Genomic DNA, 22102 nt, shown 5'->3' with positions numbered 1-22102 from the left:
TACCGCTATGCGGAGCGAGGACGAGCACGACGCGGTCGTTCGACTGACGGCGGTGCGCAAGGAGTACAGCGACTCTGTGGCGCTTGACGGCGTGTCGCTGACGATCGAGGCGGGCGAGGCGGTCGCGGTGATGGGGCCGTCCGGCAGCGGCAAGTCGACGCTGCTGAACATGGTCGCGGGCCTCGACCGGCCGACGTCCGGGTCGGTGGTCGTGCACGGCAACGACCTGACCACGCTGAGCGAAACCGGCCTCGCGGTGTTCCGCAGGCACAAGATCGGCATGATCTTCCAGTTCTTCAACCTGCTCGACGACCTCTCCGCGCTGGACAACGTCGCGCTCGCCGCCCAGCTGACCGGGACACCGGCGGGTCAGGCCCGCAAACGCGCGGTGGAGCTGTTCGGCGAACTCGGCATCGCGGGCCGCAGGAACATCTACCCGGCCCAGCTGTCCGGCGGGGAGCGGCAACGGGTCGCCGTGGCGCGGGCGCTGATGAACCGGCCCGCGCTGCTGCTGGCCGACGAACCCACCGGCGCACTGGACAGCCGCTCCGGCGAGCAGGTGATGGACCTGCTGCTCGACCTCAACCAGATCGGCCAGACGCTGTTGCTGGTCACCCACGACGAACGGTTGGCCACCCGGTGCGCCAGCCGGGTGGTCGAGGTCGTCGACGGCCGGATCGCGCGGGAGAACAGCCTGGAGCGCACCCTGTGAACGCGGTCTGGACTGCTGCACGGGCCGCGATCAGGCGTCGCAAGTTGCAGACGATCGTGATCGGCGTCGTGGTGTGGGCCGCGACGGCCACGACGGTGATGGCGCTCGGCTTGCTGGACGCGTCGGCCGCGCCGTTCGACCGTGCGTTCGCCCAGCAGAGCGGCGCGCATCTGGTCGTGGCGTTCGACCAGGCCAAGGTGACCGAGGCCCGGCTCACCGAGGCCGCGCGGCACGCCGAGTCGTCGGCGGGCCCGTTCGGCCAGGCCAGCATCGACACGTCCGACAGCGACACCTTCCTCGGCTCGCTGACCACGGTCGGCCGTGCCGATCCCGGCGGGCCGGTGGACCGGCTGAACGTGTGGAACGGCCGGTGGGCGACCGCACCGGGCGAGATCGTGCTGAACCGGACACCCGGCGCGGACTCGGGCCGGATCAAGGTCGGCCTTAGCATCACCGTTCCCCGTGGCCCGGCGCTGACGGTCGTCGGGTTCGCGTACTCGGTGAGCGGATCCGCCGACGCCTGGGTGACACCCGGCCAAGTGCGTGACCTGCGGCCGACGGCGTACCAGATGCTGTACCGGTTCGCCCACGCGACAACTGCCGCCGACATCAGCGCGGGCCAGACCGCGGTCGCGGGTATGGACGGGGTGCTCGGGTCGTTGTCGTACCTGACCGTGCGGGACAAGGCCACGTCCGAGATGGGCGTGTTCATCCCGTTCCTGATGGTCTTCGGCATCCTCGGGGTCGTGGTGGCGGTCCTGATCGTCGCCAACGTGGTCAGCGGAGCGGTCGTCGCGGGGTTGCGGCACATCGGCGTGCTCAAGGCGCTCGGCTTCACGCCCAACCAGGTCATGGCGGTCTACCTGGCGATGGTGTCGGTCCCGGCCGTCGCGGGCTGCGTGCTCGGCACGATCACCGGCAACGTCTTCACCCAGCCGGTCGTCGCGGACGCCATCGAGGGCTTCGGGGTCGAGAACATCAGCTTCGCACCCTGGGTGAACGTCGTCGCGGTGCTGGGGATGCCCGTGCTGGTCGCGTTGGCCGCGCTGCTCCCGGCGCTGCGGGCGCGCCGCCTGTCGGCCGCCCAGGCGATCAGCGCGGGCAGCACCCAGCGCGTCGGCAGGGCTCTGCGGGTTCAGCGGTGGCTCAGCGGACTGCGGTTGCCGCGCTCGGTCAGCCTCGGCCTCGGCATGCCGTTCGCCCGTCCCGCCCGGTCCTTCCTGACGATGGCCGCGGTCGTCCTCGGCGTCACGATCGTGACGCTCGCTGTGGGCGTGACGATGTCGGTGATCGCGTACAACGACGCGGTCAGGCCGAGTTACGACAACCGGGTCGAGTTGTTGGCGGGACGCCCGCCCGGCATGCCCGCGATGGTGGAACCGGGCGGACCCCCGCTCCCGGCCGCGACGCTCAGCGACTCCGAGGACGAGTCGATGTTGCGTTCGCTGCCCGGCACGGCCTCCGTGCTCGCCGTGTCCAGATTGACCACGCAGGTGTCCGGTGGCACCCAGGAGGCCGAGATCGGCTTCCACCGCGGTGACACCGCCGCGCTCGGGCCGCGCGTGCTGGCCGGGCACTTCCCGGACGGGCCTGGGCAGGTGGCGGCCCCGTCGCGGTTCCTCAACCAGCGCGGGTTCAAGCTCGGTGACACCTTCACGGCCGAACTGCGGGGCAACCGGACCCAGTTGACGATCGTCGGGGTCGTGCTGACCAACAACGCCGACCAGATCTTCGCCGCGTGGGACACCCTTGAGCAGCTGATGCCGGGTACCCGTGCGCAGTCGTACCAGGTCGGGCTGCGGCCCGGTACGGACAGGCAGGCGTTCACGTCCGCCGTCACGGCCAAGGACCCGGGCCTGCGGGCGTTGCCGCCCCGTGAAGGTGCCTCGTCCACCGCTGTGATCATCACCAGCACGGCCACGATCCTGACCGTCCTGCTCGGTGCGGTCGCGGCGCTGGGCGTGTTCAACACCGTGCTGCTCAACGCCCGTGAACGCAGGCGTGACCTGGGCATGCTCAAGTCGATCGGGATGACCCCGCGGCAGGTCACGGTGATGCTGGTGACCTCCATGGGAGCGCTGGGGGTGGTTGGCGGCTTGGTCGGACTGCCGCTCGGGGTGGCCGTCCACCAAGTCGTCGCTCCGGCGATGGCACGTGCGGGGCAGGCCGACGCGGTCGACGTGATCATGGACGTCTACCACGCGCCTGTGCTCGCTTTGCTTGCCCTCGTGGGAATCCTCATCGCCGTTCTCGGCGCTCTCGTCCCGGCGCGGGGCGCGGCGCGGATCTCGATCGCCGCGGTCCTGCACAACGAATGAAAAGGACTGGAATGAAAAGATACTGGGGTGTCCTGCCGTTGCTGGCGGGGCTGCTCGTGGGTGTGCCCGCTGCCGCGAGCCCGGACGGGCAGGGGACGGTGATCCGGCGGACGTCCTACGGGATCCCGCACATCAAGGCAGCCGACCACCGTGGCCTGGGTCTGGGCGCCGGATACGCGTACGCCGAGGACAACGCGTGTGCTCTCGCCGACATCGCGGTGACGTTGTCCGGTGAACGGTCCCGGTGGTACGGCCCGGACGCGACCACGTTGAGCGGCGACAACAACTTGGTCAGTGACCTCTACCACCAGCGGGTCAACCAGTCGCGTGTGGTCGAACGGCTGCTGGCCGCGCCGAACGGCCCGTCACGCCAGGCTCGTGACCTGATGCGTGGCTACGCCGACGGCTACAACCGTTATCTCGCTGAGAAAGGCGCCTCGAACCTGCCGGACGCCGCATGCCGTGGCGCGCAGTGGGTCCGGCCGCTCACCGAGATCGACATGTGGCGGCGGATCTACCAGGTCGCCACCTTCGAAGGCGGCGAGTCGGCACCCGAGAACCTCGTGTCGGCACAACCGCCCGGCTCACCCGTGCCGCCCGCCACACCGGTGGCCCGCCCCGAGGACATCGGCAGCAACGCGATCGGCCTGGGGAAGGCGGCGACGAGCGGCGGCACCGGGATGGTGCTCGGCAACCCGCATTTCCTGTGGCAGGACGACTTCCGGTTCTACCAGCAGCACCTCACGATCCCGGGCGAGTTGAACGTCAGCGGCGCAGCCATCGGCGGTGCGCCGTTCGTCGTGATCGGCCACAACGACCGGATGGCGTGGAGTCACACCACATCCGACGCGGAAACGACAACGCTGAGCAAACTGGCGCTCGTGCCCGGCGACCCCACGAGCTACGTCGTGGACGGCCGGACGCACCGGATGACCAGCGAGCAGGTGACCGTCGCGGCCCGCCAACCCGACGGCAGCGTCCGCCCGGTCACCAGAACCCTTTACCGCACACCGGAAGGCCCGCTCTACGAGGTGCCCGGCCCAGGGGAGTGGACCGACAGCACGGCGTACGTGTTCCGCGACGCCAACGCCGACAACCTGCGTCTGGTGGACCAATGGCTGGCGATCGCCCGATCCGGCAACGTCCGCGACGTGCACGCGGCGCTCAAACGCCACCAGGGGCTGCCGTGGACGAACACCATCGCCGCGGACAGCGGCGGAACCGCGTACTACGCCGACATCCAGGTCGTTCCGCACGTCACCGACGAGATGCGAGCCCGCTGCACGACCACCCCGCAGATCGGCAGGCTGGTACTCGACGGCAGCCGTTCGTCGTGTGGCTGGGGGAGCGACCCGGACGCCGTCGTGCCCGGTCGGCTGGGACCGGGCAGGCTGCCGAGCCTCGTGCGGCAGGACCACGTCAGCAACATGAACAACAGCCCGTGGCTGGCCAATCCGGCGCAGCCGCTGACCGGTTACCCGTCGATCGTCGGCAACGTCGGCACCGAACGGTCGCCCCGCACTCGGCTGGGGCTGGACATGATCGCCGATCGGCTCGACGGCAGCGACGGCCTCGGCGCGCCCGGCTTCACCCTGCCCACGCTGCAGGCGACCATGCTCGGCAACCGCAACCTGACCGCGGAACAGGGTCGTGCGGCGATCGTCGCCATGTGCCAGGCGAATCCGGTGCTGACCGCCAAGGACGGCACCCCGGTCGACGTCCGCGCCGCGTGCGCCGCCTTGGCCGCGTGGGACGGTAAAGGCGAGACCGGTGAACGCGGCCGAGGCGCGTACTTCTGGCGTGTCTACGGCAACAGCGGGATGCGCGGGCCCGACATGTGGCGGGTGCCGTTCGACCCGGCCGACCCGGCGCGCACCCCGCGGGACATCAACGCCGACCACCCCCGGATCAAGCAAGCGCTTGCCGACACTGTGAAAGCGTTCGCCGCCGCCGGGGTGCCGGTGGATCTGCCGCTGGACACCGTCCAGCGGTACGCGGGAATCCCGATCCACGGCTGCAACGGGGTGGAAGGCTGCTTCAACGTCATCAACGGCCCGTACAGCCGCGAGCCCGTCGGCCAGGCCCCGGACATCCGGCACGGGTCCAGCTTCATCATGGCCGCCGAGCTGACCCGCGGCGGCCCGCGGATGCGCAGCATCCTGATCCACGGCCAGTCGGTGGACGAGGCGTCACCGCACCACACCGACCAAGCCCGCCTGTACGCGGGCAAACAGTGGGTGACCGGGCTGTTCACCGACGCCGAGATCGCCCGTGACCCGCGGCTGACCGTGCGGGTGCTCAGGTAGGACGCGGCCGGACGGCAAGATGGTCCGGTGACACAGGTTTTCCTCGTGAGTGGCCCGTCCGGCGCGGGCAAGACGATGCTGAGCTACCCGCTCGCCCGCCGGACGGGCGCCGCCCTGGTCGAAGTGGACGATCTGGTGATCGCCGCGCAGCGGCTCACCACAGCGGCGCACCAGCCGGAACTGCACTACTGGGAGGACCATCCCGACGCGGAGCGGCGGCTCTCGGTCCAGGAGATCGTCGACATGCAGATCGCCACCGCCCGTGTGCTGGCGCCCGCTGTGCGCGCGGTGATCGCCAACCACGTCGAGACCGCCACGCCGGTGGTCATCGAAGGTGACTACATCGTTCCTGAACTGGGAACGGGCTGGGACGACGCGGTACGGGCGGTCGTCGTGCACGAACCGGACCTCGAGCAGTTGGTCGGCAACTACGCCGCCCGTGAACCCGAGGAAGGGATCCAGCGCAAACGGGCCGAATGCAGCCTCGCCTACGGCGTGTGGCTCGCCGAGCAGGCCGCCCAGCACGGCGTGCCCGTCCTGCACCCACGGCCGTGGACGACCGCCGACCAGCGGATATCAGCGGCGTTGCGTGTGGTCCCGTAGGGAATACCATGGCCGGGTGACCAAGATCCAATCTGTCATGCTCGCGGTGGTCGTGGCGAGCACGATGTTCACGTGCGCGCAGGCACAGGCCAGGGAGGCGATCGACTGGCGGACGTGCCCGGAGGCGCCGAAGGACCATCCGGTGCGGTGCGCGACCGTGCGCGTGCCCGCGGACTGGTCGACCGGGCGCGGACAGGTCACCCTGCGGATAGCCCGGCTGTCGGCGGCGGACGAGGCCAAGCGGGTGGGCGTGCTGATGTTCAACCCGGGCGGGCCTGGCTCGGGCGCGGTCGGGTACCTGACCCAGCCCCAGTACGCCGACCAGTACATCGGAAAGTCCCTGATGGAACGGTTCGACGTCGTCGGGATCGATCCGCGCGGGGTCGCGGGCAGCGAACCGATCCAGTGCTCCGAACCGGCCCACGACCCGGCGGTGGACCGCTTCCCCAGCGATGCCGAGGGTGTCCGGGATCTCATGGCGGCGAATGTGGCGTTCGCCGAATCGTGCCACGGGACGTCCGCGGAGCACCTGGACACGATGAGCGTGGCCCACGACATGGACGCCGTGCGTTCGTTGCTGGGGGAGCAGCAGATCAGTTTCCTCGGCGTGTCCTACGGTTCGATGCTCGGCCGTGCCTACGCCGAACGATTCCCGGACCGGCTGCGCGCGCTGGTGCTGGACGGAATCGTCGACCGGTCACTGGGCGCGGACGAACTCGCCGTCGACGACGCGAAAGCCGTGCAGGACAGCGTGAACTGGTTCGCCGAGTGGTGTGCCGGGCAGGACGGGTGCGGTGTCGACGTGCCGGACGCCCTGCGGTCGATCCAGGACATGGCCGACCGCGGTGAGCTCAAAGCCGGACAGGCGAACGTGACCGCGCGGGAAGTGCAGATGGGCGTGAACGCGCGCCTGCAGTCGCCAGGCCTGTACCCGGACCTGGCCCAAGCCCTGAAGGCCGCGCGACAGGGCGACGGCACCGCACTGGACCAGAGCGATTCCTGGGGCTACGGCGCGTATCGGTCGATCATCTGCCAGGACGTCGACACACGGGGCATCGCCGCGCGCCTGCCGGAACTCGGGCGCACGGTCCGTGAAGCGGCGCCTGCGCTAAGGGGTTACTCGGAATTCTGGGACATCATGTCCGGCTGCGTGGGTTGGCCGATACCGGCCCGATGGCAACCACACCCGTGGCGGCCCGCCGCACAACTACCGCCGGTACTGCTGGTTTCCGGCGCGCACGACGTGGCCACGCCCCGGCCGTGGGCCGAGAACACCCGCCGCGAGCTGCCCAACAGCATGCTGGTGCGGTGGGACGGCGACGGTCACACCGCATGGCCGATGCACAACGAGTGCGCCAACGCTCGAACGGTCGACTACCTCATCACCCGGACACTCCCACCGCCCACCACAGCGTGCTGACCCGTGCAACCAATGTGGCCTTCGTTGCGCGAAACGCAACGAAGGCCACATTGGTTGCGGGTGAACACGGCGTTAGCCGACGGTTGTGGCCGCGTCGATTCCGAGGAGGTCGTGCAGTGCGCGTTCGCCGTCAGGAGTCAGGCGGACCGCACGGCCGTTCGGTGCCGGGCCACATCAGTGTCCCGGCCAGGCACGCGCGGTCGCGATCGTCGAAGGGGTACTCGAAGCGCTGCGCGGGTGCCGCCTCCAGCACGCCACGGTCGAGTACGTGTCATCGCCTGTTCTGCGGATACCGCGGGAGTTGAGGTGTCTCCCACCCGGTGTGCGGGTGGGAGACAACGCGGCTAGCTGACGGTGAAGTCGTCGGCGTACACCGTGCCCTGGCCGTACCACCCGTGCACGTACACCGTCACCGCGCCCGACGCGCCGGTGGTGAACGGAACCGACAACTGCTTCCACGCGGTGGACGACGTCCACGCGCTGGCGGTCGCGCCACCGCTGACGCCGAGGTACGCGAAGTTGCCCTGCACCCAGGCTTTCAGGGTGTAGCTCTTGTTGGGCTCGAGGGTCACGGCCTGCGACGCCTGACCGGTCGACGACCCCGTCGCGTTGACCTGCAACGCCTTCGTGCCGGAGTGCGTCGGCGAGCTGACGACGGCGTCACCCTGACCCGACCACGGAGTCAGTGCTCCCGACTCGAAGCCCGCGTTGAGGATGCCACCGGACGGCGCGCTTCCGTTCACTGTCAACGTGTAGACCACGTTGTGGCTCGCGGCCGGTGAGGTGGCGGTGATCGTCAGCGGGTAGGACCCCGGCGGTGCCGCCGACGTGGTGGAGATGTTCAGCGTCGCCGAGCCGCCCGCGGTCACCGAGGACGGGTTGACAGTCGCCGTGACACCGGGCGGCGTGCCCGTCACGGTGAAGTTCACGGTCTGCGCTGTGCCGGAGGTGACGGCCGTGGTGATCGCCGCCGTGGTCGCCGCGCCCGGGTCCACCGCGCCGGTGCCTGGGTTCAGCGCCACCGAGAAGTCGTTGCCGGGATTGGGGTTCTGGCCGGTGAACGGCGCGAAGGTGCGGCTGAAGTACCAGGTGTCCTGCTCGATGCCCGAGCAGTCGTTGCGGCCGCCGGTGCCGGGGCAGTTGCCGTTGTCGCGCTGCAGCGCCCAGAACGACAGGGTGTTGATCCCCTTGGCCACCGCCCAGTTGTAGACGGTCGTCGCGTTGGCGGTGGTGAACGTCTCGGCCGGGCCGAAGTCGTCGATCCCGATCATCTCGGTGACGCCGACCATCGCCCACAGCTGTGCCTGGGTCTTGCCCGGGTACAGCGCGCCCAGTTGGCGAACCAGGCCCTCGGCGGCGGTCTGGGTGTCACGGGCCATGTCGTGCGGCTGGTTGTCGTAGTAGTCGAACGTCATGAGGTTGACCACGTCGACGCGCGCGTTGTTGCTGACGGCGTTGCGCAGCACGGCGAGGCCGCTTTCGGCGAGGCCCTGCGTGGTGGTGGGCAGCGTGTAGGAGAACTGGATGGTGCGGCCGTTGCTCGCGGCCCAGTCCTCGACCTGCTTGATCGCCTTGTTGCGGCGGTCGATGCCCGCCGCGTTGGTCAGCGAGTCGGCCTCGATGTCCAGGTCGATCCGGCTGATGTCGTACGTGGTGATCACGTTCTGGAACACGGCCGCGATCTGGCTGACGTTGGTGCAGCTGTCGGCGATCTCGGTACCGGTGGTGGTGGCCGTGTAGCCGCCGAACGACGGGATCACGTCGCCGCCACGGGACTTGATGGTGGTGATGTCGGCGCCGAACGTGCTGGGGGAGATCGGCATCCCGGCGTCGCCGTTCCAGTACGCCGTGCAGGACCCGGCGGTCGCGGTCTGCAGGAACGCCATGGTCAGGTGCTTGGCACCGGACTGCTGGGCCAGTGCGGCGGGGCTCTCACCGGTCCACGCCTCGAAGTACGGGGCGAAGACGTGGCTGGGCAGTGGCGCGGCGTTCGCGGGTGTGCTGGTGGCGGGTGTGCTGGTGGCGACCGTGAGCCCGAGGGCGGTGACCACGGTCGCCGCCAGGGAGAACAGTCTTCTCATGGGTGTGCTCCAGTGCAGGGGAGGTCATGATGTCGTCGCGCCTCGACCCATGAACTTGACGCACCCGAGTGTGAAGTGGTCTAGACCTCATAGCCAGACGCTGTTCGGGGCAACTTGCCGTCACATAACGCCCAAAAGCGCAGCAAGGGGACGTCTGGCGAAGTGTCCTTCGTGGACTGAGGTTCCTCGTGGGGCGTCCGGTACCGGTACGGCGGCCCACGCGGCGCGGACTGGGGCTTTTTAGGGGTGCTTTTGTAGGGGTATGACGTCCAAGCGCGGGTTGCCCTGGTCAGGACACGCCGGGAAAATCAGAGCAAGGCCTGTACAACAGGGTGAAACGCGTCACCCGGTCCAGCGTAGCGACCCGGCGGCAAGTGGGCTTTTGGTGGTTCCCCACAATTGGGGGGCGCTAGCATGCTCCCCTCGCGACATATCCATACCCACCGGTAGCGGTACAGGCTGTACGGGCGCGAGGAGCGTCGCTGGGAAGCGCGCACAGAACTAGGAGGGCTTGGTCGGGTGTTCAGTCGTGTCGCCATTGTCAACCGTGGAGAGGCCGCCATGCGGCTCATCCACGCAGTCCGGGACCTGGCCGCGGAATCCGCGACACCGATCGAGACCATCGCGCTGTACACCGATGTCGATCGCACGGCCACGTTCGTCCGCGAAGCCGACGTCGCATACGACCTCGGCCCGGCAGCGTCGCGTCCGTACCTCGACCTGAAGGTGCTCGAGCGCGCGTTGGTCGAGACAAAAGCCGACGCCGCGTGGGTCGGCTGGGGCTTCGTCGCGGAGGACCCGGCGTTCGCCGAGCTCTGCGACCGGATCGGGGTCACCTTCGTCGGCCCGGGTGCCGACGCCATGCGCCAACTCGGCGACAAGATCGGCGCGAAGCTGATCGCCGAGGAGGTCGGCGTGCCGGTCGCGCCGTGGAGCCGCGGCGCGGTGGAGACGCTGGAAGCGGCCAAAGCCTCGGCGGCCGAGGTCGGCTACCCGCTGATGCTCAAGGCGACCGCCGGTGGTGGCGGCCGTGGCATCCGCGTGATCACCAGCGAGGCTGAGCTCGTCGACGCCTACGAACGCACCAGCCAGGAAGCGGCGCGTGCGTTCGGCAGCGGCGTCGTGTTCCTCGAGCGCCTCGTCACAGGCGCGCGGCACGTCGAGGTCCAGGTGATCGCGGACGGCCAGGGCACGGCCTGGGCGCTGGGTGTGCGTGACTGCTCGGTGCAGCGGCGCAACCAGAAGGTCATCGAGGAGTCGGCGTCGCCCGTGCTCAGCCCGGAGCAGACGGCCGAGCTCAAGTCGTCCGCCGAACGGCTGGCCATCAAGGTCGGCTACCGCGGCGCCGCGACCGTCGAGTTCCTCTACCACCCCGGCGACCAGCTGTTCGCGTTCCTCGAAGTCAACACGCGGCTACAGGTCGAGCACCCGATCACCGAGGCGACGACCGGGGTCGACCTGGTCAGGGCCCAGCTGCACGTGGCGTCCGGCGGGAAGCTCGAAGGACTGCCGCCGGTCGAGCGCGGGCACGCCATCGAGGCGCGGCTCAACGCCGAGGACCCCGACCGCGACTTCGCGCCGTCGCCCGGCCGGATCGCCCGGCTGGACCTCCCGGCAGGCCCGGGCATCCGCGTGGACACCGGTGTCAGCGAAGGCGACACCATCCCCGCCGACTTCGACTCGATGATCGCCAAGATCATCGCCTACGGCCGTGACCGCGACGAGGCGCTTGCCAGGCTGCGCCGCGCGATGACCGAGACCACGGTCATCATCGACGGCGGCGCGACCAACAAGAGCTTCGTGCTCGACCTGCTCGACCAGCCCGAGGTGATCGACGCCAGCGCGGACACCGGCTGGATCGACCGCGTCCGCGGCGAAGGCAGGCTCGTGTCGCACCGGCACTCCGCCGTCGCGCTGATCGCCGCCGCGATCGAGGCCTACGAGGACGAGGAACGAGCCGAGCGGCAGCGGCTGCTGTCCACCGCGTTCGGCGGGCGCCCCCAGGTGCAGCACCAAAGCGGCCGACCGCTGGACCTGAAACTCCGCGGCGTCGGCTACCGCGTGCGCGTGGCCAGGGTCGGGGCCGACCGGTTCCGCGTCGGCGTCGAAGCGGGCGAGGACGTCCGCGCCGCGGACGTGGAGCTCGAACGCTTCGACCGGCACACCGGCCGCATCGTCGTCGACGGCACCCGCTACCGGGTCCTGACGGCCACCCACGGCCCGATCCACCTGGTGGAAGTCGACGGCGTCACCCACCGCGTCAGCCGTGACGAAGGTGGCGTCGTGCGTTCGCCCGCGCCCGCGCTGGTCGTCGCCACGCCGCTGGAAGTCGGCGCCGAGGTCGAGGCGGGCGCGCCCGTGCTCGTCCTGGAGAGCATGAAGATGGAGACGGTGCTGCGCGCGCCCTTCAAAGCACGGCTGAAGGAATGCGCCGTGACCGTCGGCAGCCAGGTCGCGACCGGCGCGCCGCTGCTGCGGCTGGAACCGCTGGCCGACGACGGGGCCGAGGAGACCGCGGGCACCGAGGCGGTCGAGCTGGACCTGCCCGCCGCACCGGACGCGGTCCCGGCGGCGCGGCGAGTCGCCCGCGGCCAGGAAGACCTGCGCAGCCTGCTGCTGGGCTTCGACGTCGACCCGCACGACGAGCGGCGGGTGCTCGACGACTACCTCGGCGCCCGGCGCGCGGTCGCCGAGCACGGTGACCGGCCGTTGGCCGAGGAACTCGAGCTCATCGACGTGTTCGCCGACCTCGCCGAGCTGAGCCGTAACCGGCCCAGCGGCGACACGGCCGAGGAAAGCAACGTCCACAGCGCCCGCGAGTACTTCCACACCTACCTGCAAAGCCTCGACGTCGAGCGGGCCGGGCTGCCGGAGTCGTTCCAGGCCAAGCTCGCCAAGGCACTCGGCCACTACGGCGTGACGGAGCTGGAGCGCTCGCCGGAACTCGAAGCCGCGGTGTTCCGGATCTTCCTCGCCCAGCAGCGTGTGTCCGCCGACGTCCTGATCATCACGACCCTGCTGCGCTCGTGGCTGCAGGAGGCTCCGCCGGACGAGACCCTGCGCGAGCCCGTCGGCCTGGCGTTGGAGCGGCTCGTCGCCGCGACCCAGGTCCGGTTCCCGATCGTGTCCGACCTCGCCCGCGGCGTGGTGTTCGCGTGGTTCGGCCAGCCGCTGTTCCGCCGCAACCGGGCCCGCGTGTACGCCGACATCCGCAAGCACCTGCGTCACCTGGACGCGAACCCGGCCGCGTCGGACCGCTCCGAGCGCATCGCCGAGATGGTCCGCAGCACCGAGCCGTTGGTGCGGTTGCTCGGCCAGCGGCTCGTCCGGGACACCCTGGACAACGCGGTCATGCTCGAAGTCCTGACCCGCCGCTACTACGGCAACAAGGGCCTCAAGAGCGTCCGCACCAGCCGGGTCGCGGACTGCACGTTCGTGGTCGCCGAACGCGCGGACTCGTGTGTCGTGTCCGCCGCGGTCAGCTTCGACGCCCTCGGCAACGCGCTCGACGGACTCGCGGAGCTGACGGTCAGCGAGGACGCCATCGACGCGGACATCTACCTGGCGTGGGAGAAGCAGCCGGCGGACTCGGACGCGATGGTCGCCGCGCTGCACGAGGTCGTCAGCGCGCATCCGTTGCCCGACCAGGTCCGCAGGCTCACCGCGACCGTCGCGGGCCGTGGCGGCGCGGTCATGCACCACCACGTCACGTTCCGCCCGTCGACCACCGGAATGGCCGAGGAGCGGCTGATCCGCGGGCTGCACCCGTACATCGCGCAGCGGATGCAGATGGAGCGGCTGACCAAGTTCGACCTGACCCGGCTGCCGTCGTCGGACGAGGAGGTCTACCTCTTCCGTTGCGTGGCACGGGGAAACCAGTCCGACGAACGCCTCACGGCGTTCACGCAGGTGCGTGACCTGACCGAGTTGCGTGAGCAGGACGGCAGGCTCGTCGCGTTGCCCACGGCCGAGGACGCCATCGCCGCGTGCCTCGACTCGATCCGCCGCGCGCGGGCACGGCAGTCGTCCAAGACGCGGTTCAACACCAACCGTGTCGTGGTGTACGTCTGGCCGCCGAGCGACATCACCCGCGAAGAGCTGGAGATGATCGTCAAGCGCGTGCTGCCGACCACGGCGGGCGCGGGGCTCGAGGAGATCGAGTTCATCGCGCGGCAGCGCGACAAGTCGACCGGTGACCTGACGAAAGTCGCTGTGCGGCTGACGTTCGACGCCACCGGCGGCACGGAACTCAAGGTCGGCTACCCGTCGGACGACGTGATCGAGCCACTCGACGACTACCGCCTGAAGGTGCTGCGCGCCGCCAGCCGCAACACCGTGTACCCCTACGAGCTGACCGACAGGCTCGGCGCGTTCACCGAGTACGACCTCGACGACAACCACGCGCTGGTTCCGGTCGACCGCCCGAAGGGGCGCAACACCGCGGCGATGGTCGCCGGTGTGGTCACCACGAAGACCAGGCGCCACCCCGACGGCGTCACCCGCGTGGTGCTGTTGGGTGACCCGACGAAGTCGCTGGGCGCGTTGTCCGAGCCCGAGTGCCGTCGCGTGATCGCCGCGCTCGACCTGGCCGAGCGGATGCAGGTGCCGTTGGAGTGGTACACGCTGTCCTCCGGCGCCCGCATCTCCATGCAGTCCGGTACGGAGAACATGGACTGGGTCGCCGCGGCGCTCAAGCGGATCGTCGAGTTCACCCAGGACGGCGGCGAGATCAACATCGTGGTCGTCGGCATCAACGTCGGCGCGCAGCCGTACTGGAACGCCGAGGCCACGATGCTCATGCACACCAAGGGCATCCTGGTGATGACGCCGGACTCCGCGATGGTGCTGACCGGCAAGCAGGCACTGGACTTCTCCGGTGGCGTGTCGGCCGAGGACAACTTCGGTATCGGCGGCTACGACCGCGTGATGGGCCCGAACGGCCAGGCGCAGTACTGGGCGCCGAACCTGACCGCCGCGCGCGACGTGCTGATGTCGTACTACGAGCACACGTACATCGCGCCGGGCGAGTCCGCGCCACGCCGGGCGAAGACCAACGACCCGGTCGACCGGGACATCACCGACTTCCCGCACACCGTCGAAGGCAGCGACTTCACCACGGTCGGCCAGATCTTCTCGGCGGAGTTCAACCCGGACCGCAAGAAGCCGTTCGACATCCGCACGGTGATGCGCGCACTGTCCGACCAGGACCACCCGGTGCTGGAACGCTGGGCGGGCATGGCGGACGCGGACACCGCGGCCGTGCAGGACGTCCACCTCGGTGGGATCCCGGTGTGCCTGCTGGGCATCGAGTCCCGGTCGGTGCCGCGCCGCGGCTTCCCCCCGACCGACGGCCCGGACGCCTACACCGCGGGCACGCTGTTCCCGCGGTCGTCGAAGAAGGCAGCGCGGGCGATCAACGCGGCCAGCGGCAACCGGCCGTTGGTGGTGCTGGCGAACCTGTCGGGCTTCGACGGTTCCCCGGAGTCCATGCGCAAGCTGCAGCTGGAGTACGGCGCCGAGATCGGCCGGGCGATCGTGAACTTCCGCGGCCCCATCGTGTTCTGCGTGATCTCGCGGTACCACGGCGGTGCGTTCGTGGTGTTCTCGAAGAAGCTGAACCCGAACATGACGGTGCTGGCACTGGAGGGCTCGTTCGCCTCGGTGCTCGGCGGCGCCCCGGCCGCGGCGGTGGTGTTCGCCGGTGACGTCAACGCCCGCACGGCGGCCGACCTGCGCGTACGGGACCTGGAAGCACGCGTCGCCGCTGCCTCCGGTGCCGCCCGCGCTGCGCTGACCGCCGAACTGGAGGAACTGCGTTCGTCGGTCCGGACCGAGAAACTCGGCGAGGTGGCCGCTGAGTTCGACCGCGTGCACGACATCCAGCGCGCCGTCGAGGTCGGTTCGGTCGACGCGGTCATCCGTGCCTCGGAACTGCGGCCGCGGATCATCGAAGCGATCCAGTCACACCGCGACTGATCCTCCGGGACTGAAGAGGGAGTCGTTGACGGCCTTGGCCGGGCAAGCACGCCGACAAGGCCGTCAACGACTCGTTCGAACCGAATAGTTCGGCTACACCTGGTGTTCGGCAACCAGCGGCACGGTCCAGGTCAGTGTTGTTCCACCGCCTGGGCTGCGCCGCACGGCGAATCGGCCGCCCCACCGACGCGCCCTCGTCTCGAGGTTGTCGAGGCCGCTGTGGCGAACGACGTCCTCCGGTAGGCCGACCCCGTCGTCACCGACGTGCAGGACGAGTTCCCGCCCCTTGCGATTGGCCCACACCGCGACGATGACGTTCCGCGCCCGGGCATGTCTGGCTACGTTGGACAGCGCTTCGCCCAGTGCGGCGAGCAGGTCGTGTTCGACGTCGCGGGGAACGTCGGTGTCGAGCGGTCCGTAGAACTCGAGTTTCGGGGCGAAGCCGAGGATGTTCTCGGTCCTGCCCACCTGGCGCACCAGCTTCTCCCGCAGGCCTTCTGACCCGTTGCGCTGTTGCAACTGGAACACCGTCTGCCGGATCTCGCGGATGGTGGTGTCGAGGTCGTTGGCGTACGACGACAGCGCGTCCGAGATCGAAGGCGCCCGGCGCGTCAGCCCTTGCAAGCCGAGGCCGATCGCGAACAGCCGCTGGATCACGACGTCGTGCAAGTCCCGGGCGATCCGCTCACGGTCTTCCAGCACCGAGACGCGGTCGTCCGCGGTTTCCGGCCCCTGGTACAGGTAGCCGACGCCCCGCACCGACACGATCGCCTCGCTGCCCAGCGCCGTTCCCGCCAGTTTCCCGCGCAGCCGGGACACCGCGAACTTGACCCGGTCGTCGGCCTTCCCGCTGCCGTCGTGCCACGCCTTCACCAGCAAGGTGGCGATCGGCTGCACTCTGCCCGCCTGCCGGGCGAGCGTCTCCAGCAACCGGAACTCCAACGGCGTCAGGTCGAGCGGGTCGTCGGCCACACGCGCTTCCAGCCGCGCCGAGTCCAGCCGCAGCAGGCCGTCGTCGTAGACCTCCGGCGCCCACTTCGCCGGGCCCCGGGTGTCCTGCGTCCTGTCGATCCTGGCGCACAGTTCGGCCAGGCTGTAGGGCTTCACGAGGTAGTCGTCCGCGCCGATGTTCAGGCCGCGTGTGCGGTCGTTGATCTCGCCGCGGGCCGACACCACGATCACCGGGACGTCGCTGACCAGGCGCAACTGCCGCAGCAGTTCGATGCCGTCGATGTCCGGCAGGCCGAGGTCGAGCAGGATCACGTCCGGCTTGGTCAGGTACGCAGCCGTCATCCCGGCGCGGCCGGTCTCCTTCCACTCGACGTGGTAACCGTTCCTGGCCAACGCGGTGCTGACGGCGTGGCCGACTCCGGGGTTGTCCTCGATCAACACCACCCTGGTGGGTTTCCTGCGCGGGGCAACCGCCGCGGCGACGGCCGTCGGCCGCTCCTCGGCGGCCGAGACCTCGATCGACCCGGCCGGGACGCCCTGCTGGACGAGGAACGACACGGTGGTGTCGCGGCATTCGGGGCAGACGCGGCTTTCCCCGCCGTCCAGGGTGATGGTGACGACGGCGTCCCGTTCGCACTGGCGTCCGGCGAAAGCAGCCGCGCAGCGTCGCGACCGCGCCGACTCGGCTGCCTTGCGTTCCCGTTCCCGTGTCCGGCGCGCGGCCGACCTGCACGTGGTGGAGCAGAACTGCCGGGGACGGCCCGCGCCGGGCGGTTCGGGCAGCGGTTTGCCGCATTCGGGACAGTCGGGCACGGGTCAACACCTCCCCGGGAGTCAGGGTATGCGCACGAAACGGGTTTCGTGCCGCGCTTTTCGAAGCTGGTCGGTGAGCGCGGTTTGGCAGACGGCCACACGGCGTTGTTTCCTGGACCGGTACGGCCCGACTGCCGAGGCAGCCGGGCCGGGTGTCACGATCGCCTGGGCCTGCCAGCGTCGACGATCGCGTCACCTACCGCGATGAGAGCCCTTGCCACCTCGGCAAGGGCCTCGTGGTTTCCGCGGACCGCCGCGATCGCGCCCAGCACGCTGAGCGCGGCACGCAGTCCCTTCCACCAGGGTGCGGTTCTTCCTCCGGCGCCATCCGGATCGAGGGGCGGCAGCGACCACATGGTTCCTCCTGGCGACAGCGTTCACGACCTTCGCGGGCTGTCGCGACACGCACGCGGCGGCCGTGTCCCGGGGGGAGTTGTCGCAGGAGTGCTTTCCCTGTCACACCATGACTCGTTCACTGTGCCGAGGGGGACGGGCGTGTGCCACTCGCCGCAATCAACGTAGCGCCTTGCGGTGGTGCACGAGTGATCGTATGGTCGACTTAACGCAGTCGTTAGCTGCTTTAGGGAGGCGGATGTGGACACGCCCCTGTCGGTCTTCGACCAGGCGCGGCGCCACCCCGACCGGGCGGCCGTGATCGACGCGTCCGGCAAGGAGACGACCTACGGCGACCTGATCCGCCGGGCGAACCAGATCAGCCGTGCGCTGGCCGAGCTCGGCGCGCGGCGGGGTGCGCGCGTGCTGTGCCTGGTGGGCAACCGGCCCGCCTTCCTCGAGCTCACGACCGCCACCGCGCAGTCCGGGCTCTACTTCGTCCCGGTCAACCGGCGATCGTCCGCCGAGGAGTTCCGGCACTTCGCCACCGACAGCCGTCCCGTCGTGGTGATCGCCGAGCCCGACATCGCGGCCGCCACCACCGGCATGCTCGACGAGCTGGGGATATCCGAGCGGCGGCGGTTCGCGTTCGACCCGGTCGACGGCTGGCGCGACTACCAGGAGCTGGGCGCGGGCCTCGCCGACGACGAGCCGGTCGACCGGCCCGCCGGTGGCTTGATGATCTACACGTCCGGTACCAGCGGCCGTCCCAAGGCGGTCCGCCGCGGCCTGCCGGACGGGCCGCCACGGCCGATGGACCCGAACGCCATCGCGACGTCGGCGCGCCTGGGCTACCTGCCCGGTCCCGGTGTGCACCTGGTCGCCTGCCCGATCTACCACGCCGGGCCGGGTGGCTTCGCCATGCGCGGCCTCAGCCTGGGGCAGACCGTGCTGATGATGGACCACTTCGACGCCGAGGAGGTGCTGCGGCTCGTCGAACGCCACCGCGTGACCACCACGCACCTCGTCCCGACGATGTTCCACCGGATGCTGCGGCTCCCGCCGGAGGTCCGCCGCCGCTACGACCTGTCGAGTCTCGTCAGCGTGGTGCACGGCGCCGCACCGTGCCCGCCGCACGTCAAGCAGGACATGATCGACTGGCTCGGGCCCGTCGTGTTCGAGTACTACGGCGCCACCGAAAGCGGCCTGGTGACGGGGACCAGCTCGGCGGAATGGCTCGCCGCCCCCGGCACGGTCGGCACGGCCATGCCCGGCGTCCAGCTGCGGATCCTCGACGACGACCACCGGGACGTGCCGTCGGGTGACGTCGGCACGATCTACCACAGCCTGGCGGTTCCGAGCTTCGAATACGTGGGGGACGAGGAGAAGACGGCCGCCGCCCGGGTCGACGAGTTCGTCACGGTCGGCGACCTCGGCTGCCTCGACGAGTCCGGGCGGCTGTTCCTGCGTGACCGGCGGACGGACCTGATCATCTCCGGCGGCGTGAACATCTACCCGGCCGAGGTGGAGGCGCGGCTGCTGGCGCACCCGGGCGTCGCCGACGCCGCCGTGGTCGGCGAACCGGACGACGAATGGGGCCAGCGCGTCGTGGCGTACGTCCAGCCCGTGGAGTTCGGCGACGAAACACTGCCCGACCGGTTGACCGAGTTCTGCCGGGACGGGCTGGCGCGGTTCAAGGTGCCGCGGCGGATCGAGGTCGTCGCCGAGCTGCCCCGCACCGAGAGCGGCAAGATGCGCCGCAGGCTGGTCCAACGTGGACAGAGATGAACCCGGTGCGGACACGGTGACACGGCGGCCGGGCGGACGCAGTGCCCGTGTCCGTGCTGCGGTGCACGAAGCGGTCACGCAGCTGGCGGCGGAACGCGGCTACGGCAAGTTCACCGTCGCCGAGGTTGCCGCGCGTGCCGGTGTCGCGGACACCAGCGTCTACCGGCGCTGGGGAGGTCTTGAGGAGCTGACGGCGGATGTCGTGATCACTTGGCTGACCACGTGTTGCCCCGTGCCTGACACGGGCACGCTTGTCGGCGACCTGCGCACGTACGCCGCGAACGTCGTGCGGGAGGCCAACGGTCCACAAGGTCCCGCTGTGCTGGGGCTGGTGATCGCACTGGGCGCGGCGGGGGAGGCGGGAGCGCGGGCGAGGGACCAGTTCCTCGCCGAGCGGAGCCGTCAACTGCGGACGATGCTCGAGCGTGCTCGGGCACGCGGCGAGCAGGCGCCTGACGTGGCGTACCTCGTCGACCAGATACTGGCGCCGGTCTACGTGCGCTCGCTGTTCGCGATGGGACCGCTCACCGAGGACTTCGCCGACGAACTGGTCGACCGGATGCTCGGCCGGGTGCTCGGCGCGGCGGGGCGGGGACCGGCATGACGATCCCCGCCACCTCCGGGTTTCGTCAGGACGATCGGGGGCGCAGCAGATCCAGGTACGGCTGGTCGTCGAACTCAGCGGACAGCGCGGCCCGGCCCTGGGTCGACAACGACCACGTGTGCTCGGAGTTCGCCGCTTCCGCGCACGCCAGGCACGTGACGTGCAGCGTGTTCTCGGTTTCGTAGATGCGGCACGTGGTGGTGGTGAGCCGGTGCACGCCGTTCGGGCAGCGGGTGGGGATGACGACTTGGATGCCGTGAGCGGTGGTTCGGTAGCGAGCGGGGCCGTGTGGTGTCGCGGGGCTGTTGGTGCTGGTCACAGGCATCGTCATGGAATCGATCGTAGCCCTGGTCGAACATACATTCGACTTTTCGCGGTGTGTCGCCGAGGCTTCGCTGGCCGGTCGGCGTGTCGTGATTCGTCAGGGTGGACGGGCCCTGGTTTCCGACCGCCCGGCGAGGATATCGCCGAACCGGCCCGCGCGCTCGACGACGTCCCCCGCGGTGAACACAAGATCGTTCTCGCCCTCGGACCCGTCGACTTCGTCCCGGGTCAGCGGGGCCGCCGCGGTCGGTTCGGCCCGGCCGCGCAACGAGTACGGCGAGATGGTCGCCTGCACCGGGATCGAGATCGACCACCAGCCGACCGGGCGTGCCGCGCACACCGTCCACTGTGATCGTCCACTGTGGCACGTGGAGCGCGAGTGCGGCGAGGTTGACCGCCCAGCTCACCGGCTGCCGTACCGCCGATGGGCACTTCGTCGGAGCGGTACCCGAGTTCCTGGTCGGGGGGCCACGACGAGCATCGGTTGGATGAGGCATGGCGCGGTGAGATCGAGGGCATCGACCTCACCCTCACCTACCTGAGGCAGAAACGGGAGGAGACCGAACGCCTCGCCCGCGTCGCGCCGGTCGACCTCGGCGTACCCGTCATCGCGGCGCCGCGATGACCTGCGTTCCCGCCAGGTGGTCGAACGCCACGGAGCCACTCGCTTCAAGTGGACGGGGTCTTCGTCAGGTGTCTCATCGCCGCCAGGATCTGGTTGACGGTGGTCGGGAGGTCGGCCGCGAAGGCGGTCACGCTCAGCCAGCAAGATCCGACGGATTCACAGCCGCTCGCTTGACGAGTGCAGAGAAACTTCCAGGTCCGCAAACCCGAACTTTGGTGAATGCGGCCGACCGTACGGAAGTCCTTGCCAGTAAGTCTTGGCATCCCTGTCATATCACCGACCCCGGCCCCGCTACCGGACGGTGATGCGCCCGGGCGGGTACACGACACGCACCTGCCGGGCGGGTGTTACCGCTGTGGGAGTGTGGCGTGGGTCGTGGTGAGCACGGCGAACAGGTCACCGTGTTCGGTGACCCGGTCGATGACTTGGTCGGCGGTGAACACGAGATCGGCTGGCCGGGTGCAGTCGCGGACCTCGTCCCAGGCGACCGGGGTCGACACGGTGGGATGGTCACGGCCGCGTAGCGAATAGGGCGCGATGGTGGTCTTGGCTGGGTTGTTCTGCGACCAGTCGATGAACACCTTCCCCTGGCGCAGGGACTTGGTCATCTTCGCGGTGACCAGGTCCGGCGTCTCGCGGGCGAACCGCTGCGCGATGGCTTTCGCGTAGGTCGACGTGCGGTCCGGTGTGCGGGTGCGCACGCTGGCGTAAACCTGCATTCCCTTGGAGCCGCTGGTTTTGGCCACCGGCGTCAGACCGTCGTCGACGAGGACGTCGTAGAGCCGCTCGGCCACCCGCGCGCACTCGACAATCGACGCGCCCGGCCCGGGGTCGAGGTCGAATACGAGCCGGTCAGGCATCCGCCGTTGCCCATTGGCTCCTACTGTCCACTGTGGTACGTGAAGTTCCAGCGCGGCGAGGTTCGCAGCCCAGACCAGCGCGGCCAGTTCGTCGTAAAGCGGATACTCGATCACGTCGCCACTGCCGCGTGACCCACTGCTGGGCAGGCGGGCGGTGGGTAGCCAGTCGGGTGCGCCGCGTGGCGCGTTCTTCTCGAAGAACCGCTGCCCCTCAACACCGTCCGGGAACCTGATAGTCGTGATCGGCCTACCCGCCACGTGCGGGAGCAGTGCTGGGGCGATCAGGGTGTAGTAACGGATGACCGCGCTCTTGGTGAACCCGGTCGCCGGGTACATCAGCTTGTCCAGATTGGACAGGGTAAGCCGCCGGGCCCCTGCTTGCACCACG

15 protein-coding genes are annotated in these 22102 nt (G+C 69.7%); 9 read left to right on the top strand and 6 right to left on the bottom strand.

Annotated features, from left to right (window positions below):
* The first annotated feature begins 7 nt into the window (after positions 1 to 7).
* From ALI144C_RS03450 to ALI144C_RS03430, 5 genes are read left to right on the top strand one after another with little or no spacing between them, the layout of a single operon-like run.
* Complete coding sequence (locus ALI144C_RS03450) at positions 8 to 712, top strand: ABC transporter ATP-binding protein (RefSeq protein ID WP_076985525.1); 705 nt, start codon at positions 8 to 10, stop codon at positions 710 to 712.
* Positions 709 to 3030 (top strand): FtsX-like permease family protein, encoded by a 2322-nt coding sequence (locus ALI144C_RS03445; RefSeq protein WP_083752674.1) that lies wholly within the window; start codon positions 709 to 711, stop codon positions 3028 to 3030. Before ALI144C_RS03450 ends, ALI144C_RS03445 begins: the two co-directional genes overlap by 4 nt.
* 11 nt (positions 3031 to 3041) lie before the next feature.
* Positions 3042 to 5336, top strand: coding sequence for a penicillin acylase family protein (locus ALI144C_RS03440; protein WP_083752673.1), 2295 nt, complete (start codon positions 3042 to 3044; stop codon positions 5334 to 5336).
* Between the two features lie 27 nt (positions 5337 to 5363).
* Positions 5364 to 5939: a hypothetical protein gene (locus ALI144C_RS03435; RefSeq protein ID WP_076985523.1), complete on the top strand. Its 576-nt coding sequence runs from the start codon at positions 5364 to 5366 to the stop codon at positions 5937 to 5939.
* Between the two features lie 16 nt (positions 5940 to 5955).
* The gene (locus tag ALI144C_RS03430; protein ID WP_083752672.1) at positions 5956 to 7359 is read left to right on the top strand and encodes an alpha/beta hydrolase; all 1404 of its coding nucleotides are present in this window, start codon (positions 5956 to 5958) and stop codon (positions 7357 to 7359) included.
* 344 nt (positions 7360 to 7703) lie between these two features.
* On the opposite strand, the gene ALI144C_RS03425 is transcribed toward ALI144C_RS03430, so the two are convergent.
* Positions 7704 to 9440, bottom strand: a complete 1737-nt coding sequence (locus ALI144C_RS03425; RefSeq protein WP_076985522.1) for a glycosyl hydrolase family 18 protein — start codon at positions 9438 to 9440, stop codon at positions 7704 to 7706.
* 519 nt (positions 9441 to 9959) lie between these two features.
* On the opposite strand from ALI144C_RS03425, the gene ALI144C_RS03420 reads away from it, so the two are divergent.
* Positions 9960 to 15416, top strand: coding sequence for an ATP-binding protein (locus ALI144C_RS03420; RefSeq protein WP_076985521.1), 5457 nt, complete (start codon positions 9960 to 9962; stop codon positions 15414 to 15416).
* Positions 15417 to 15509: 93 nt separating this feature from the next.
* On the opposite strand, the gene ALI144C_RS03415 is transcribed toward ALI144C_RS03420, so the two are convergent.
* Positions 15510 to 17180 carry an ATP-binding response regulator gene (locus tag ALI144C_RS03415; protein WP_076985520.1) on the bottom strand — a complete coding sequence of 557 codons (1671 nt, stop codon included), beginning with the start codon at positions 17178 to 17180 and terminating at the stop codon, positions 15510 to 15512.
* Between the two features lie 155 nt (positions 17181 to 17335).
* On the bottom strand, positions 17336 to 17536 hold the full coding sequence (locus ALI144C_RS03410) for a hypothetical protein (RefSeq protein ID WP_076985519.1): 201 nt from the start codon (positions 17534 to 17536) through the stop codon (positions 17336 to 17338).
* A 238-nt stretch (positions 17537 to 17774) separates the two neighbouring features.
* Between ALI144C_RS03410 and ALI144C_RS03405 the strand changes: the two genes are divergently transcribed.
* Both ALI144C_RS03405 and ALI144C_RS03400 read left to right on the top strand, forming a co-directional pair.
* Entirely contained in the window at positions 17775 to 19301 is a 1527-nt protein-coding gene (locus ALI144C_RS03405; RefSeq protein ID WP_237773950.1) for an AMP-binding protein, read from the top strand.
* Positions 19288 to 19905: a TetR/AcrR family transcriptional regulator gene (locus ALI144C_RS03400; protein ID WP_237773949.1), complete on the top strand. Its 618-nt coding sequence runs from the start codon at positions 19288 to 19290 to the stop codon at positions 19903 to 19905. Before ALI144C_RS03405 ends, ALI144C_RS03400 begins: the two co-directional genes overlap by 14 nt.
* Before the next feature lie 25 nt (positions 19906 to 19930).
* Here the strand turns inward: ALI144C_RS03400 and ALI144C_RS55265 are convergent, their stop codons facing one another.
* The gene (locus tag ALI144C_RS55265; RefSeq protein WP_076985517.1) at positions 19931 to 20236 is read right to left on the bottom strand and encodes a hypothetical protein; all 306 of its coding nucleotides are present in this window, start codon (positions 20234 to 20236) and stop codon (positions 19931 to 19933) included.
* Between the two features lie 90 nt (positions 20237 to 20326).
* Positions 20327 to 20569 carry a non-homologous end-joining DNA ligase LigD gene (gene ligD / locus ALI144C_RS55260; RefSeq protein ID WP_076985516.1) on the bottom strand — a complete coding sequence of 81 codons (243 nt, stop codon included), beginning with the start codon at positions 20567 to 20569 and terminating at the stop codon, positions 20327 to 20329.
* 84 nt (positions 20570 to 20653) lie between these two features.
* On the opposite strand from ligD (ALI144C_RS55260), the gene ALI144C_RS03385 reads away from it, so the two are divergent.
* Positions 20654 to 20854, top strand: coding sequence for a hypothetical protein (locus ALI144C_RS03385; protein WP_076985515.1), 201 nt, complete (start codon positions 20654 to 20656; stop codon positions 20852 to 20854).
* A 347-nt stretch (positions 20855 to 21201) separates the two neighbouring features.
* On the opposite strand, the gene ligD (ALI144C_RS03380) is transcribed toward ALI144C_RS03385, so the two are convergent.
* Positions 21202 to 22102 (bottom strand): non-homologous end-joining DNA ligase (gene ligD, locus ALI144C_RS03380; RefSeq protein ID WP_237773948.1); only part of this gene is annotated, 901 nt, incomplete at its 5' end.

This window comes from Actinosynnema sp. ALI-1.44 (assembly GCF_001984155.1).
Lineage (GTDB): Bacteria > Actinomycetota > Actinomycetes > Mycobacteriales > Pseudonocardiaceae > Kibdelosporangium.
This window is presented reverse-complemented; position numbering and strand designations above follow the sequence as displayed.

Coding starts and splice junctions, on each gene's coding strand:
- ALI144C_RS03450 (WP_076985525.1), top strand. CDS start 8: ATGCGGAGCGAGGACGAGCACGACGCGGTCGTTCGACTGACGGCGGTG.
- ALI144C_RS03440 (WP_083752673.1), top strand. CDS start 3,042: ATGAAAAGATACTGGGGTGTCCTGCCGTTGCTGGCGGGGCTGCTCGTG.
- ALI144C_RS03425 (WP_076985522.1), bottom strand. CDS start 9,440: ATGAGAAGACTGTTCTCCCTGGCGGCGACCGTGGTCACCGCCCTCGGG.
- ALI144C_RS03410 (WP_076985519.1), bottom strand. CDS start 17,536: ATGTGGTCGCTGCCGCCCCTCGATCCGGATGGCGCCGGAGGAAGAACC.
- ALI144C_RS55265 (WP_076985517.1), bottom strand. CDS start 20,236: ATGACGATGCCTGTGACCAGCACCAACAGCCCCGCGACACCACACGGC.
- ALI144C_RS03385 (WP_076985515.1), top strand. CDS start 20,654: ATGGGCACTTCGTCGGAGCGGTACCCGAGTTCCTGGTCGGGGGGCCAC.